This is a genomic window from Bacillus sp. AFS001701 (assembly GCF_002559405.1).
Lineage (GTDB): Bacteria > Bacillota > Bacilli > Bacillales > Bacillaceae_G > Gottfriedia.
Map to the genome: position 1 here is coordinate 14,962 of NZ_NTZO01000043.1, position 14,533 is coordinate 29,494.

A 14,533-nucleotide genomic window follows, 5' to 3' on the forward strand; every position below is an offset into this window, starting at 1 on the left:
ACTTTTTTACATAATATTAGCATTAACAGTTCTGATTAATAGGGGGAAAACATTATGACCGATAATAGAAAAGCTTATTTAGCGATTACTATTTGTTCATTAATCATTGGGTTATCATTTCTTTTTGTAAAACAAACGTTAACAATAGCATCGCCACTTGATACCCTAGCACATCGTTTTACAATTGCCTGGCTTGCTGCCACAATCATTTTAATCTTTAAAAAAGAAAGTATTAGGATTAAGAGAGGTGATTTAATTAAAATTTCATTTCTTGCCACATTTTATCCAGTACTATTTTTCTCATTGCAAATTTTTGGACTAATGCATACAACCTCCTCTGAAGCAGGTGTTATACAGGCTACAGTTCCAATATTTACTTTGCTACTAGCCAGCTTACTATTAAATGAATCATCAACAATTGTACAAAAAATTGCGATATTCATTTCTGTTCTTGGGGTCATGTATATTATGTATATGAATGGAGTTAAGAACATTAATACTAGTATCGTAGGTAGTATCTTAATCTTATTATCAGCGTTAGCAAACTCAATATATAATGTTTTAACAAAAAAACTCCTTCAACAATATTCATTATTTACGATCACATATTTCATTACTCTTATTGGGTTTATTGTATTTAACGGAATTACTCTATTTCTGCATTTAAGGAATGGAACAATTCAACAATTTATCCAGCCTCTTAAACACAATGATTTTATAATTGCTATATTATATTTAGGGATTTTTTCTTCTTTAGGTACATCCTTTCTTTCAAATTATGCTTTATCAAAATTACCGACTTTTCAGATAAGTGTATTTCAAAATCTATCTACACTTATTACAATTTTAGTTGGTATTCTGTATCTCAAAGAGTCATTCCATTATTATCATATAATTGGTAGTTTTCTTATTATCTTTGGGGTTGTTGCTGTAAATTACTTTAATAAGAAAGTAATCCTAGATAAGCATATTCGTAAAATAAATATGTAAATTTATTATTCATAAAAATTTTGATAACAATTTAGATGAAGTTCAAGTTGCTAACTAAGATACTAAATCTTTATATTAAAAAAACATAATAGCTTTTTCTCTTTCAAGTAATGTTTTAGATAGAGTAACGTGAAATAAATAAATGATTTAATAATTAATATTTAGTTTATACGTGAAAATAAACAGGTCCTTAATAATCGAGGACCTGCTTGTTTTCGCTTATATAAAAACTATATTAATTAGTCTTTTATAAATGTTAGTAAAGCTTCATTAAATTCTTTTGTATGAGTTGCATTTAATCCATGCGGACCACCCTTTATTAAAGCCAGCTTACTGCCAGGAATGGACTCATATGTACGTTTTCCACTTAACTCAAAAGGTACGATTGCATCAGAATCACCGTGAATGATAAGAGTAGGTATATTGAACTTTTCCAAGTCCTTTCTAAAATCTGTCTTACTAAAGGCCGTTATACAATCTAGCGTTCCCTTAGGTGAGGCACTAGCTGCAATATCCCGATTATACAAACGGAATGGCTCACTAACTAAATCTGTTTGATTACCCGCCGCAAAAAATCCCTTCGTAAATTTATCAAGAAATGCAAGGCGGTCAATTATTACACCACTTTTGAATTCTTCAATTGTTGCATCATCTAATGCACCTTTAAGATGATCCTCTGATTTGTATAAATAAGGAGGAACTGCTCCAGCAAAAACAGCCTTTTCAATACGATCTGTTCCATACGTACTAATGTATCGAGCTACCTCGCCTCCACCCATAGAAAAACCAACAAGTGTGACATTTTGAAGATCTAAATGTTCTAACAGTTTATGTAAATCAGAAGCAAATGTATCATATTCATATCCCTCCCACGGCTGAGATGATTTTCCAAAGCCTCGACGATCATATGTTATGACTCTGTAACCTGCTTCAATAAGAGCTGGCACCTGATATTCCCAAGAGCGTCCACTTAAGGGCCAACCATGTATTAAGACAACAGGTTTCCCTGAACCATGGTCCTCATAATAAAGTTCAATTGGAGCATGATTTTCATTACCTACAGTAAATTTTGCCATCTAAATTACCTCCCATGAATTTTCATTATTAAACCTGTATTCTTACTACCTGATCAAAAAAACTCTTTACTCTAAAACATTTAAACTATTTTTTAAAGTTTATAGGATTATTATATTACCTTCTATCAAAATTGTAAAATTATTCCAAAAATATCAAATCATTAATAGATTAGATTACAATTTAAATAGTCTGAAGATTAGGTATAAAGCCACTTATTATATTTTGGTATATTATGGTAATATTAGGGTGATTTTGACAAAAGGAGGATATATATGGCTAAAACAATAGGTCTTATTTGTGGTAGTTTACGAAAAAACTCTTATAATCGAATCATTGCTCAATCATTAACAGCGATGGCTGATTCCCATCAATTCCGTTGGATCGAGATTAATGAGCTACCTCTATTCAATGAAGACTTAGAAACAAGTGTACCAGAAGCAGTGACATCATTTAAGTCTGCTATCCAGGACGTTGACGGTATCATTATTGTCAGTCCAGAGTACAATTCTGGAATTCCAGGCGTATTAAAGAATGCATTGGACTGGGCTTCAAGACCTCGGGAATCCGCTGTTCTTAGTAGAAAACCGGTTGGTTTAATTGGTGCAACTCCTGGGGGATTAGGTACTGTATATGCTCAAATACAAATCAGAGAAATACTAGAAACTATGCAAGCTCATGTTCTTCCATTTCAAAAAATGCTGATTTCCCAAGTACATGAAAAAATCGATGCAGATCATAAAGTACTTACTGACGAACGAACAAAACGATATCTTCATCGTTATTTACAACAATTTATAAATTGGATAGATAAAGCTTCTGTTTTAGATTAATAGAAGGACCAAATATTTTAAAAATCAGTCTAACTTTTTTCTGATTTTTGAGAAACTGATTGTAACAAACGTTGAAATTTGATAATATTTCAGCTTTTATACTTTCATCGATTACTTAATTTTTAGGAGGAATACATAATGTCTGATCTCTATTCTCGTATTAATAAGGATGATGCTGTCGTTCTTTTAGTAGATCATCAAACTGGTCTGATGGCTGGACTAGTGCGTGACTATGGTGTTGATGAATTCAAGAATAATGTTTTGGCTCTTGCTCACACTGCTAAGTTTTTTGATTTACCAGTTATTTTAACAACAAGCTTTGAAAACGGGCCTAATGGACCACTTATGCAAGAATTAGTTGATCTTTTTCCTAACGCGCCAAAAATAGCTCGTCCTGGACAAATTAACGCATGGGATAATGATGATTTTGTAAAAGCAATCGAAGAAACTGGAAAAAAACAACTTATTATCGCAGGCGTAGTTACGGATGTTTGCGTTGCTTTCCCGGCACTTTCCGCTATAAAAGCTGGGTATGAAGTATTTGCTGTAACTGATGCTTCAGGCACTTTTAGCAAACAAGTTGCAGATGCGGCCAATACGCGAATGGCACATAGTGGCGTGCAACTTTTGAACTGGTTTAGTGTAGCGTGCGAATTACAACGCGATTGGCGCAACGATGTCGAAGGTTTTGGTAATTTACTTGCTAGTAATCTTCCAGGTTATCAGAATATAATTGGAAGCTATATGGCAGCTCAACGAAATCTGAGTAAACAAAACGTATGAATTTTAGCGCTGATTTAATCAGCGCTTTTTTTAATTGGAAGTAAAGTTCATCTGACGTTTACTTTGGTTAATCTGTAAAATGGTAGCGCAGGCATAAGCACCCACGCTACCATTTTCTATTTATAATTTGCTATTACTTAAGCAAATTATAAATAGAGAGAACCACTGGCTTCTACACTTAATTTCGGTATAAACACTTACAGAAAGTTTTTTATTAAGTACTCGTTAATTTGGTTATATTCATGCTGGTAAACAGGTCTTCCGATTGTCCCATATATAACCTTGACATCAAGGATTCCTAAATCCTTTAAGAAGTTCAGATACTTTCTCGCTGAGACCCTTGAAATGCCCACAACATTTGCCACTTCTTCGGTGGAAAACGGTACCTCTTTCAATTCCTGAACTGCTTCCCATACTTGCTTTAAAGTATCCTTTGTCAACCCTTTTGGGAGCTCTTCAACTATTGCAATTTCATCCCTATGTAAAAGATAATTATCGAGCTCTTGTTGGCTGACAGCTTCCAGTTTATCGGTAAACCGGGTCTTTTGCTGATAGCTGACAAGAGCAGCATTGAACCTTTCAAATTCAAAAGGCTTTATTAAATAATCGACAACGCCGTACCTTAATGCCTTTTTGATTCGCTCTAGATCCGATGCTGCCGAAATAATGATTACATCGACTTCAATTTCATTTTTCCGGAGGAACGTCAATAGCTCTAACCCCTGTTTGCCCGGCATAAAAATATCCAGAAGTATAAGCTGTATATCTTCCTTTCTAAGTAAAAGGATAGCATCATCAACTGAACTAGCTACTGTAGTCAAACGGAAACCACCAATTTTAGAAAGGTATCGTTTATTGATTTCCGCCACCATAGGGTCATCTTCAACAATCATTACATTGATCATGCCTTTTCATCCTCTGCTTTATAAGGTATATAAACCGCAAAATTCGTTCCCTTTCCCGGCTTAGAAGAAATGATTAGGTCCCCTTCTAGTCTTTCAATACCTTTAGCTAAAAGATATAGTCCGACCCCGCGGTTATCTCCTTTCGTGGAGAAGCCTTTATCGAATATTTTATTTTGCATTTCATTTGTCATTCCCATCCCTGTATCCTTAACTTCAATTGTTAAAATATCCTCTGCGTAATCAAGCTTTAAGTCAACTTTTTTGACAGGACTGTTCGCTATCGCTTCCATTGCATTATCGACGAGATTTCCAATAATCGTTATGAGTTCATGCGTGATTCCCAGGTTCACAAACTGGGGAATCTTATTGGAGCATTCAAATGATAGTGATGCACCTGATTCTCTTGCAAAGCTTAGTTTACCAATCAAAAATCCTGCTAGAACTGGATCCTGGACATTCTTGGTTACAAAACCCATTTCCATTTCCCGGTGGTTAACCGTTTCACTCACATAGTTCGCAAGTGTGTCGTATTGTTCGGTACGGACAAGGCCAAGAATAACATGCATCTTATTCATGAATTCATGGGCATGGGCACGGAGGGCATCCGCATAATTGCGCACACCAGTGAGCTGTTCGGCCAATAACTGAACTTCCGTTTTATCACGGAATGTAGCGATTGCTCCAACCGGTTGATTATCCACCACTACCGGCACCCTGTTTACCAAAATAGTAACTCCATGCAAATCCTGTTCTTGATCAACCTCTGTTTCTCCAGACTGCAAAATACGGGTTAAGCGGGTCTCAGGCAAATAATCTTCTATTTTGAGTCCTTTTGGATTCCCTTCTAGGCCGGCTTTTTTAAAAAGCTTTTGGGCAGCCCTGTTTACAAGGGTAATTTTTCCTTCTTGGTCAATCGCTATAATTCCCTCACGCACAGACTGGAGCATGGAACTCCGCTCTTCAAGCAGCTTTGCAATAGCGAACGGCTCGAGGCCCAATAGGATTTTTTTGATAAACTTGGCCAAGCCCACCGCACCAGTTACCCCGATTAATATTCCGATTATTGTCCCAATCATCATCCCCATCCGACCTTTATGTACAGCATTCGTTACGTTTTCCAAAGAAATCCCTACAGCAACAGCGCCGACTTGTTTTCCTTTTGAATTCTTTATTGGTGTAAATGCCCGCATGGAAGGGCCGAGAATCCCCTTTGAGATAGATACATACTCTTTCCCTCGAAGGACCGGTCCTTCATCTCCTCCCCTGAATCTCTTTCCAATTTCACTGGGATCCGGATGGGAAAGCCGGATTCCATTCATATCCATGACGACAACAAAGTTAACATGCGTTAAATCTTTTATTTGATTAGCAAAAACTTCTATTTCTGTCGAATTTGTTTTCCCCTCGAGAGACCCAATCACTTGCGGGTTAAGAGAAATGATTTTTGCAATATTGAGTACCTTTTCTTTCTGTGTCTCTTCCACACTGGAGGTAATTCTCTTACTGATTAGCAAATCGGTTATACCTAGTGATAAAGCAACAACAAGGCATACAAAAATAATGATGATGGCTTGTAAACTGAATCTGCCCTTTTTCATAATCTCCTCCAGGTTAACTGCTTAATGATAGTATGAATAAGGTTTATCCATTACATACTAAGAGACCGCAAAGCTCTCTTGGAAGAGCTTTGCAGTCTCTATATTAAATCAACTTATTAGTAAAATTTCACCCGCCACAATTTTGTTAAGCAAGGTATGGTAAAGAAATAAAGATGGAGTCAACGAAAACTATTGCTCCATCTTTATTTTTTTCCAATATTTAGGCTCTGTTTTATTATTAAGGACTAACTTTATTAGCTTTCCCCTTGACTTCTATACTTCTTTAGCTATATTCTTAATTTCTTTATACTCAGCTTTCCACATAGCTTCTTCAATCGCAGTTTCAACATCTTGAATATCTGCTCTTGCAATTCCTTCGTTTATAGCAGCATAGGCTACTTCAACGGCTACGTATTTTGAGACTTCATGTAGCTTTTCAATGGATGGCAGCAGGGAAGCTCCAGGTTTACTGGTGTCAGACATACTTGCAACCGCATAAGCAGCAGCTGCAAACATTCCTTTTGAGATCACTTCAGCTTTTGCCACAATAGCCCCCAAGCCTAAGCCTGGGAATACAAATGCGTTATTCGACTGTCCAATTTCATAGGAAATACCTTTGTATTCTACATTTGCAAACGGGCTGCCGGTTGCAATTAGAGCCTTGCCATCGGTCCACTTAATCAGGTTTTCCGGTACTGCTTCAGTCAATGCAGTAGGGTTGGACATAGGCAAGATGATAGGACGCTCAACGTGCTTAGCCATTTCTTTAATAATTTCTTCAGTGAAAGCGCCGGCTTGTCCTGAAGTACCAATCAGGATTGTTGGCTTCACCCTTTGAACTACTTCCATTAATGAAATGATTCCTTCCTCATTCTTATCCCAGTCCTTAACTTCATCCACCTTTCTTGCATAAGGCTTCTGGAAGTGCAGAACATCTGGTGTTTCATCTGTTAGTAGACCCCGATAGTCTACAGCCCAGAAACGATCAAAGGCTTCTTCTCTGGTTGATCCTTCTAGAACCATGACATCTACCATTTGGTCTGCGTTACCGATGCCAGCAGCCCCTGGTCCAAAGACAACAATGCGCTGGTCCTTCAAGGATTCTCCTGTTACGTTCAAAGCAGACATAATAGCAGCAAGAGTAACAGCACCTGTCCCCTGGATGTCATCGTTGAAGGTAAGGATTTTGTCACCATATTTATCCAAGATTTTTCGCGCATTAACGTTGCCAAGGTCCTCCCAGTGAATGAGAACCTCCGGAAAGAACTTTCTTGCAGTTTGAACGAATAACTCAATGAATTGATCATAACGATCACCTCGGACACGAGCAAATTTGTTGCCGATATACATAGGATCTGCAATCAAAGCCTCATTGTTCGTGCCAACATCCAACACGATTGGTAGAACACGGTTTGGATCAATACCAGCTGCAGCGGTGTACACAGCAAGTTTACCAATCGCAATATTAATACCGCCTATCCCTTGGTCCCCAATACCAAGAATGCTTTCAGAGTCAGTCACTACGATTAAATCAATACCATTTTTGGGTTTTCCAAGATTATAAAATGACTTTTCAATACCCTCAGGATTATCAATGGAAAGATATAAGCCATCTGAGCGACGGTATCTATGGGAGTATGATTGGATTGCATCGCCAACAGTTGGAGTGTAGATGATCGGAAGCATTTCTGCCAGGTGTTCTTTCAAAAGACGGTAAAACAAGACAACATTACGGTTATATAAATCATAAAGCAGCCCGTTTTTGAACAGATTGGTCGTCCGCATCGAATATTGTTCATAGACCCTACTAACTTGTTCATCAAGGGTTATTACTTGTGGCGGTAACAGACCTTCAAGACCAAGGTCTTCCCTTTCCTCTTTCGTAAAAGCTGTTCCTTTATTCAAAAAAGGATTAGATAGAACTTCTTTTCCTTTTATTGTAGTTAGAATAACATTCTCAGGTACACTCTCAAGTACATTCATGGTGTTTCCTTCCTTCTATCTTAAATTAGCTATTTTAGACAATACCGAAATCATCTTAATAAAATTTTCCTTATCCCAGTATTTTTTTAACTAAAAACCCTTTTTTGTAACTAAAAAAAGCAGAAAGTAAAATCGCTGACTGCTTTGTTTTAGTTTCATTTTTAAATTGGCATTAAAGCTTCAGCAGCATGATGGCCAAGATTATAGTAGATTTTCACTTTATTGTCATGATGCTCTTGCAATTGATTTATTAGCTTTTTTCTTTTCGGACAGTTTAAATACAAAATTAACTATAATAGGACAGACTATTGCAGATATTACACATGCCGCTGCAACTTGCGCAGTAGCTCCTGGTGCTATTGCAGCTAAAGTTGGGTCTACTGCTGCAACAACAGCTGGTGTAGCTACAGCATTCCCTGCAGTTGACCCTGTTGCTAAGCCAACGATAGGATTTTCTTTAAATAACTTTAATAGTAAATAAGCTCCAATTCCAGTGAATGCAGCTATTAAACCTAGTAAAATGCCAGGTCCTCCCGCTTTTATAATAGTTGAAAGATTCATTCCCGCACCTAATGGGAATGAGAAGAATGGGATTAATAATAATTTACTGCTTCCAAGGAACTTTCTCATATCAGAATCAATATTTCCTAAAATCATTCCTATTACTATAGGAATTAATACTCCTATAAGTGTTTGAAAAGGAATTGAGGCTAGACCAGATGCACCTAATGCAACTAATGTAAAAAATGGACCATCTTTTAAAGAAAATAAAGCATATGCGCCTACATCGGTTTCGTCACCATATGATGAAGCAAGAGAGGCATATAATCCACCATTTGCATTCAATAACGCTGCTAGGATAGCTAATGGTGATAATCCTAATATTCCTGCTGGTCCAAAAAGCATTGCTACAGTTAAACCGATACCTGCACCCACTATAAATTTTCCTGTTAATAATATTGCACCTTTTTTTAATGCCTTTGGTGCTAATTTGAAATTAATTTGTGAACCAATTAAAAACATAAAACACGCCAAAATGGTAGATGATGCTTCTTTACTAAATAATGCCGTTGTAAAACTTCCGATTTGTAAAAATTGCGGGAAAAAGGTATTCGTTAATACTCCTAAAAAAAGTGGAACAACCATCAGACCACCTGGAATTTTATCAAGCGTTTTCTTTATTGGAATTTGCATTTTTAACCCTCCTAAAATAGTTTTATAATCTCGAATGAATCCATTATTTTACCAATTGTTCAAATAATTATAGAAAGCGGTTCCATTTTTCTTGCATAATGTTCTATGTTTTAATCTCTTGTTACCTGTCTATCATATTTGGATAAAAACTGTTTTCATAGTTTATGAAAGTTTTATAATTCTTTTTGTAAATAAAAAAAGTAAGCAGTTTCAATAACTGCTTACAAAAAGTTTTTTATTAGGTGTTCAATAATAAAAAGAAATAAATAATCTTGCTTTTTTTATTCTATAATTATTATTTCACTTTTTTTCCCATTTAAATAAACTTGTAATTTATTAAAAGGGATTTCTCCATTTAATTTTCCGAAGTATTCATCAGCTACTTCGGAATCTTGAATCGCATTTTTTTCTTCAACATTAATTTGAAATTTATTATCCAATTTTTTAATATCAACATTAATTGTCGTGTATGTTGGTTGATCTTTTCTTAATTTAATATAAAGTATAGCTTCTTTTTCATTAATTTCTTTTAGAAAAATTCCATTAACTAAATTTTTAGTCCACTGTTTATTTTGTTTTACTATTTTTTGATTTTGTCGATTGAGAGTTTGGTGGCGTTCATCGAAAAATCACCTTTCCTTGGTGTCATAATACAGGCAGTAATGTTGTCCATATACTTGAGATTTTCCAAATACAAAATGGAATTCAGAAAAATAATATTAAATACTCAAATCTTCAAAACTGATAATACAAGAAGATATGTACCTGTTCCAAGGCAAGGAATGCAAAATCAGTGATACGAGTTGGGAAAATGTCTGTGATTAGATTGGATTTATCAGCTATGGGGACGTCCAACACATTTTTGAACTAATTTGAAGGGAAAACATTTTATTTTGTTATGACGGAAAGAACTTGCATAGGAAGTATGTGCAAACCACTTAGTAATAGGTGATTTTTTGTATTTAAAAGGGCTTCCCAAAAGTCAGTTCTCCTAACTTAAGGGATAGCCCAATTTTTATTTATGCAGGTGTATTTGTGTTTGCTTTTGTACTGTCACTTTGATTTAATTTACTGTTTTTATATCCGTAAGTAGCGTAAATTACTAAACCGATTACTAACCAAACTACGAATCCCTTCCAAGTAAATGCTGAAAGTTGAAACATTAAATATCCACAGAATAAAATTGCTAATACTGGAACAACAGGAACCCAAGGAGTTTTAAATCCACGTTTTAAGTTTGGATGAGTTTTTCTTAAGACTAAAATACCAAGTGATACAGCTGAGAAGGCAAATAATGTACCAATATTTGTTAATTCAGCTAGTTTATTTAATGGAATTAAACCAGCAAATGCTGCAACTAACCCACCAGTTACCCATGTACTTACAACTGGTACTTGAGTTTTACCATTAACTTTTGATAATTTTTTCGGAAGTAAACCATCTCTACTGATTGAGTAGAATAAACGCGTTTGTCCAAACATCATTACGATTAAAACTGTAGTAATACCAATTATTGCACCAAGTGAAATGAAACCAGCTGCCCAATCTTGGTGGATAAATGATAAAGCAAAAGCAACAGGATCTTTAACACCAAGTTGATCGAACGGTACGATACCCGTAAGAATTAATGAAACAACGATATATAAGATTGTACAAATTGTTAATGCAGAAATAATACCGATTGGTAAGTTACGTTGAGGATTTTTTACCTCCTCAGCAGCAGTAGATACTGCATCAAAACCAAAGTAAGCAAAAACAACAACTGCAGCTCCAGCTGTTACACCAGAGAATCCCATTGGCATAAACGGTGTCCAGTTTCCTGGCTCAACATACCAAACACCTATAGCGATGAAAAGAATTACTACTGCTAATTTAACAATTACCATTACAGTGTTTAGTTTTGCAGATTCTTTTACACCTCTAGTAAGAATGAATGTAACTAATAATACGATAAGAACTGCTGGTAAATCTATAAAAGTTCCTTTAGAAGGATCAAATGCACTTGTTAATGCTGTTGGAAAATGAATTCCGAAACCTGATAATAAACTTTGGAAGTAACCAGACCATCCACTAGCTACAGCTGATGAAGCCAGTCCATATTCAAGTACCATATCCCAACCTAAAATCCATGCCACAATTTCACCGAATGCGACATAACTATACGTATATGCGCTACCTGCCTCAGGAATCATTGATGCAAATTCAGAGTAACATAATGCAGCAAATGTACAGGCTAAACCTGCAATTATAAATGAAAGAATAAGTGCCGGACCAGCATAATCTGCTGCTGCTACACCAGTTAGAACGAAAATCCCTGTACCAATAATTGCACCTATTCCTAGCATTGTTAAGTCAAATGCACCTAAAACTTTATTAAGTGAACTGTTAGATAATCCACTCGATACTGATTTTTTTCGAAATAAATTCATAAAAACCTCCTCTAAATTCTTGTGCTACTTTTCCAATTTTAATTATTTAATAGTTTCATAGTTGTTTGTAAAAAATAGAAAATTCCGACAACTAAAACCAGAAAAATTTAATTGTTAGAATTAAACGATTTTTATCTTATCATACGGTTTTTAATTATACAAAGCATTTTTCAACAAAAAAAATATTCAGAAATTGTGCAGAACGACTATATTCAGATCATTTTTCACTAATTTCTCCTCCTAAATCATGCACTTAAAATTTTTGGAGTTTATATTAGATAATAAGATTTTGAAAACTTTTTAGTAAGGTATTTAAATGCTTTCTATATAAAACTTGCTAAAATTAAATAAACAAAGACTGCATGGGCTTATTATCCCTACCCTTTTTACAACCTGACTACAATCCCTGCAATTTGAAGAAACAAATTTATTGGCTAATGCACCAACTGCTTTGATTCTATATAGAGCGATTGAATGAATTTTTTCATGTTGATTCGGCTTTGATTAGTGCTTTTTTCACTTTTACCTTCAAGCTCTAACATTTTCTTTCGGACTTCCGAGAAATCGAAAAACGTGGATGAATACGCTTCGAATTTTGGATTCATGTAATCTGTTAATCCTAATGAGGCAATATGGATGAGCACATGGTAAATAGCTCTGCGAACCCGTTGTTCGGAGGCTTTCGATTCTTTTTGTATTTCCGCCTCGGTAGCCTGTTCTCCAAGCGATTTTTTGGCATTTCCATAAAATATTTCTTTTAGAGACGGAAAGATGTAGAAGGATCCAAACTTTTGTTTTTGGTCCTGCAGGAATTCTAAAATATTCATCAAGTCTTCACTTCCGCTTTCTCCGATAATCCCTAAATCCGAAATCAATGAACGGCCGGCCTCGATTATGTTTTTTGTATGAGAAGAGCCGAATGGTGGCGACTGATGACCTTTTAATAAAGTTAACGATTCTTGTATGCCTCGAATTGATTTTTCCAGAATCACCCGTTCGTTAACCTTTTTTAACACTCCTGAGATTTCAATGCGGTTTAACGGCTTAGTGATGTAGTATTCTGCTCCTAAACTATATACTTCCCCTATGAGCTCCTTTGCCTCTACTTGCGAAATCATTACGAATTTCCCCTGGAATTCAGAAGAAAGAACACGAATTGTTTCAATTCCATCCCTCTTTGGCATCAGTAAATCAATAAGTACTACGTCTACTTTTTTGAGCGCAAGCAAGTCATTATCTACCAATGATCCGTCTTCTGCTTCACCCATCACTTTGCCTATATCCTCATCCTCAATCATGTCTATCAGCATCGCTCTAATAGCTGGATCATCGTCTATTATAAAATAATTCATTTGATTTATCCTTTCTGTATCAGAGCACTAATTGGAAGCTCGATGACAAATACTGTTTCTTTATGACTTTCTTTTAGCTTAATATGTCCGCCAAGCTTGTCTACGGTTAGTTTCACATATGAAAGTCCAATTCCTGTAGAAGGATTGCCGGAAGCATCATACTTAGATGTAAACCCCTCTTTAAAAATGACTTCTTTCAACTTCGGTGCAATGCCTGGTCCATTATCACAGACATGAAATTCTACAATCCAGTCTCTTCGAATGACATACAACGATACATGTCCCTCTTGCTCAATGGCTTCCACCGCATTTGCGATCAAGTTATTTATCAAAGATAATACCCTATATACATGATATGGCGGATGTTCCCCTTCGACGTGCATAGAAAACGAAATGTGTTTATTCAATAACTCTGCATACCGTCTATTGGAAACAAGGATAATGTTACTCAGTAACTCAATGCCCATGTAGTCCTCTAGCTTTTCAGTAGAAATCAACTGTGATAGTCCAGCATAAATTCGCTGATTATCTTTTTTTACTTCATGCACGAGACTTGCAATTTGCAGTGCGGTTTGGGAAAAATGTACATGAGAAACTTCCGATTTCAACCTACGATAAAAATCATAACTTATACGGGTGATTTCTTCCGCATTTTGCATTGTTTTCTTAAGCTGTACCGATTCCTCATACAAATTCGAAATGAACAACAGCATTTGCTCGTTTTGTCTACGTTGCTCTTCCACTGCCAATTTTGATTCTCTCAGTTTAAAAATGTTAAAAAAGCCAAGTACAAAAAAACTTCGAATAAACGCGATAAAGATAATCTGTTCGATTGAGTGAAATGCAATGATTTTATCCGCTATCGAGTATCGAATCACCATTTCAACTAAACTTGCACCAATTTCTATGACCATTCCTAGTAATCCAATCATAAATGGCTTGTTATGCTGCTCATTCATCTTTGTAAAATGAAAGATGAAAGCGAACACGACGTAATAAAAGAGTACCGGAAAATGACTGTAAAATGCCTCATCAACCGGTATGTCACTGATTAGGACCGCCAAAAAAAATCGAAATACAAACACACTTGTCCCAGTCAAAATTCCTGCAATATTCGGGTGAATGCCCCTTCCCAATAACAAAAATAAGAAAAATGCCGGTGTCCCCAGGCTGACACGGAATGCATCATTGAACGGATAGAATTTAAACTCTCCAGCGAGCGGAACGGTAATCATCAAAAATACAACTGCTAAAATTCGTTCCTTCAGTTCCACACCTCCAAACATTAAACATTTTACTCAAACCTTTGGAAAATTGAAATAGTTCTGAGAAAATTATTTATTTTTTATTTTTTATTTGTAGGTTTTTGTATGATTCGGTATGATTTTGAGT

General features: G+C 35.7%; 12 protein-coding genes. 3 read left to right on the forward strand and 9 right to left on the reverse strand.

The window, feature by feature from the left end; genetic code table 11:
• Window positions 1–54: 54 nt before the first annotated feature.
• Window positions 55–990, forward strand: coding sequence for a DMT family transporter (locus tag CN514_RS04270; RefSeq protein ID WP_098231531.1), 936 nt, complete (start codon window positions 55–57; stop codon window positions 988–990).
• A gap of 239 nt (window positions 991–1,229) precedes the next feature.
• Here the strand turns inward: CN514_RS04270 and CN514_RS04275 are convergent, their stop codons facing one another.
• Window positions 1,230–2,066, reverse strand: a complete 837-nt coding sequence (locus tag CN514_RS04275) for an alpha/beta fold hydrolase (RefSeq protein ID WP_098231532.1) — start codon at window positions 2,064–2,066, stop codon at window positions 1,230–1,232.
• Between the two features lie 273 nt (window positions 2,067–2,339).
• Between CN514_RS04275 and CN514_RS04280 the strand changes: the two genes are divergently transcribed.
• Together CN514_RS04280 and ycaC are read left to right on the forward strand one after the other, a co-directional pair.
• A complete protein-coding gene (locus CN514_RS04280; RefSeq protein ID WP_098231533.1) occupies window positions 2,340–2,897 on the forward strand; it encodes an NADPH-dependent FMN reductase in 558 nt (185 codons plus the stop codon).
• Between the two features lie 138 nt (window positions 2,898–3,035).
• Window positions 3,036–3,680 (forward strand): isochorismate family cysteine hydrolase YcaC, encoded by a 645-nt coding sequence (ycaC, locus tag CN514_RS04285; protein ID WP_097976051.1) that lies wholly within the window; start codon window positions 3,036–3,038, stop codon window positions 3,678–3,680.
• A 197-nt stretch (window positions 3,681–3,877) separates the two neighbouring features.
• Here the strand turns inward: ycaC and CN514_RS04290 are convergent, their stop codons facing one another.
• The 8 genes from CN514_RS04290 to CN514_RS04320 all read right to left on the reverse strand — a co-directional run bounded on the left by CN514_RS04290 (window position 3,878) and on the right by CN514_RS04320 (window position 14,415).
• Window positions 3,878–4,585 (reverse strand): response regulator, encoded by a 708-nt coding sequence (locus tag CN514_RS04290; protein ID WP_098231534.1) that lies wholly within the window; start codon window positions 4,583–4,585, stop codon window positions 3,878–3,880.
• Window positions 4,582–6,183 (reverse strand): DcuS/MalK family sensor histidine kinase, encoded by a 1,602-nt coding sequence (gene dcuS / locus CN514_RS04295; RefSeq protein WP_098231535.1) that lies wholly within the window; start codon window positions 6,181–6,183, stop codon window positions 4,582–4,584. The genes CN514_RS04290 and dcuS overlap by 4 nt, the downstream gene beginning before the upstream one ends.
• 273 nt (window positions 6,184–6,456) lie before the next feature.
• On the reverse strand, window positions 6,457–8,166 hold the full coding sequence (locus CN514_RS04300) for an NAD-dependent malic enzyme (protein ID WP_098231536.1): 1,710 nt from the start codon (window positions 8,164–8,166) through the stop codon (window positions 6,457–6,459).
• Between the two features lie 225 nt (window positions 8,167–8,391).
• Window positions 8,392–9,360, reverse strand: coding sequence for a 2-keto-3-deoxygluconate permease (locus tag CN514_RS04305; protein WP_098231537.1), 969 nt, complete (start codon window positions 9,358–9,360; stop codon window positions 8,392–8,394).
• Window positions 9,361–9,641: 281 nt separating this feature from the next.
• On the reverse strand, window positions 9,642–9,800 hold the full coding sequence (locus CN514_RS25510) for a hypothetical protein (protein WP_176525787.1): 159 nt from the start codon (window positions 9,798–9,800) through the stop codon (window positions 9,642–9,644).
• A gap of 579 nt (window positions 9,801–10,379) precedes the next feature.
• Window positions 10,380–11,789: a branched-chain amino acid transporter BcaP gene (bcaP, locus tag CN514_RS04310; RefSeq protein WP_098231538.1), complete on the reverse strand. Its 1,410-nt coding sequence runs from the start codon at window positions 11,787–11,789 to the stop codon at window positions 10,380–10,382.
• A gap of 434 nt (window positions 11,790–12,223) precedes the next feature.
• Complete coding sequence (locus CN514_RS04315) at window positions 12,224–13,141, reverse strand: response regulator (RefSeq protein ID WP_098231539.1); 918 nt, start codon at window positions 13,139–13,141, stop codon at window positions 12,224–12,226.
• A 5-nt stretch (window positions 13,142–13,146) separates the two neighbouring features.
• The gene (locus CN514_RS04320; RefSeq protein ID WP_286141563.1) at window positions 13,147–14,415 is read right to left on the reverse strand and encodes a sensor histidine kinase; all 1,269 of its coding nucleotides are present in this window, start codon (window positions 14,413–14,415) and stop codon (window positions 13,147–13,149) included.
• Window positions 14,416–14,533: the final 118 nt, after the last annotated feature.

Bases quoted from the DNA above. Each gene is read 5' to 3' on its own strand.
- CN514_RS04270 (WP_098231531.1), top strand. From the start codon at position 55: ATGACCGATAATAGAAAAGCTTATTTAGCGATTACTATTTGTTCATTA.
- ycaC (WP_097976051.1), top strand. From the start codon at position 3,036: ATGTCTGATCTCTATTCTCGTATTAATAAGGATGATGCTGTCGTTCTT.
- CN514_RS04280 (WP_098231533.1), top strand. From the start codon at position 2,340: ATGGCTAAAACAATAGGTCTTATTTGTGGTAGTTTACGAAAAAACTCT.
- CN514_RS04275 (WP_098231532.1), bottom strand. From the start codon at position 2,066: ATGGCAAAATTTACTGTAGGTAATGAAAATCATGCTCCAATTGAACTT.
- dcuS (WP_098231535.1), bottom strand. From the start codon at position 6,183: ATGAAAAAGGGCAGATTCAGTTTACAAGCCATCATCATTATTTTTGTA.
- CN514_RS04315 (WP_098231539.1), bottom strand. From the start codon at position 13,141: ATGAATTATTTTATAATAGACGATGATCCAGCTATTAGAGCGATGCTG.
- CN514_RS04290 (WP_098231534.1), bottom strand. From the start codon at position 4,585: ATGATCAATGTAATGATTGTTGAAGATGACCCTATGGTGGCGGAAATC.
- bcaP (WP_098231538.1), bottom strand. From the start codon at position 11,789: ATGAATTTATTTCGAAAAAAATCAGTATCGAGTGGATTATCTAACAGT.
- CN514_RS04300 (WP_098231536.1), bottom strand. From the start codon at position 8,166: ATGAATGTACTTGAGAGTGTACCTGAGAATGTTATTCTAACTACAATA.
- CN514_RS04305 (WP_098231537.1), bottom strand. From the start codon at position 9,360: ATGCAAATTCCAATAAAGAAAACGCTTGATAAAATTCCAGGTGGTCTG.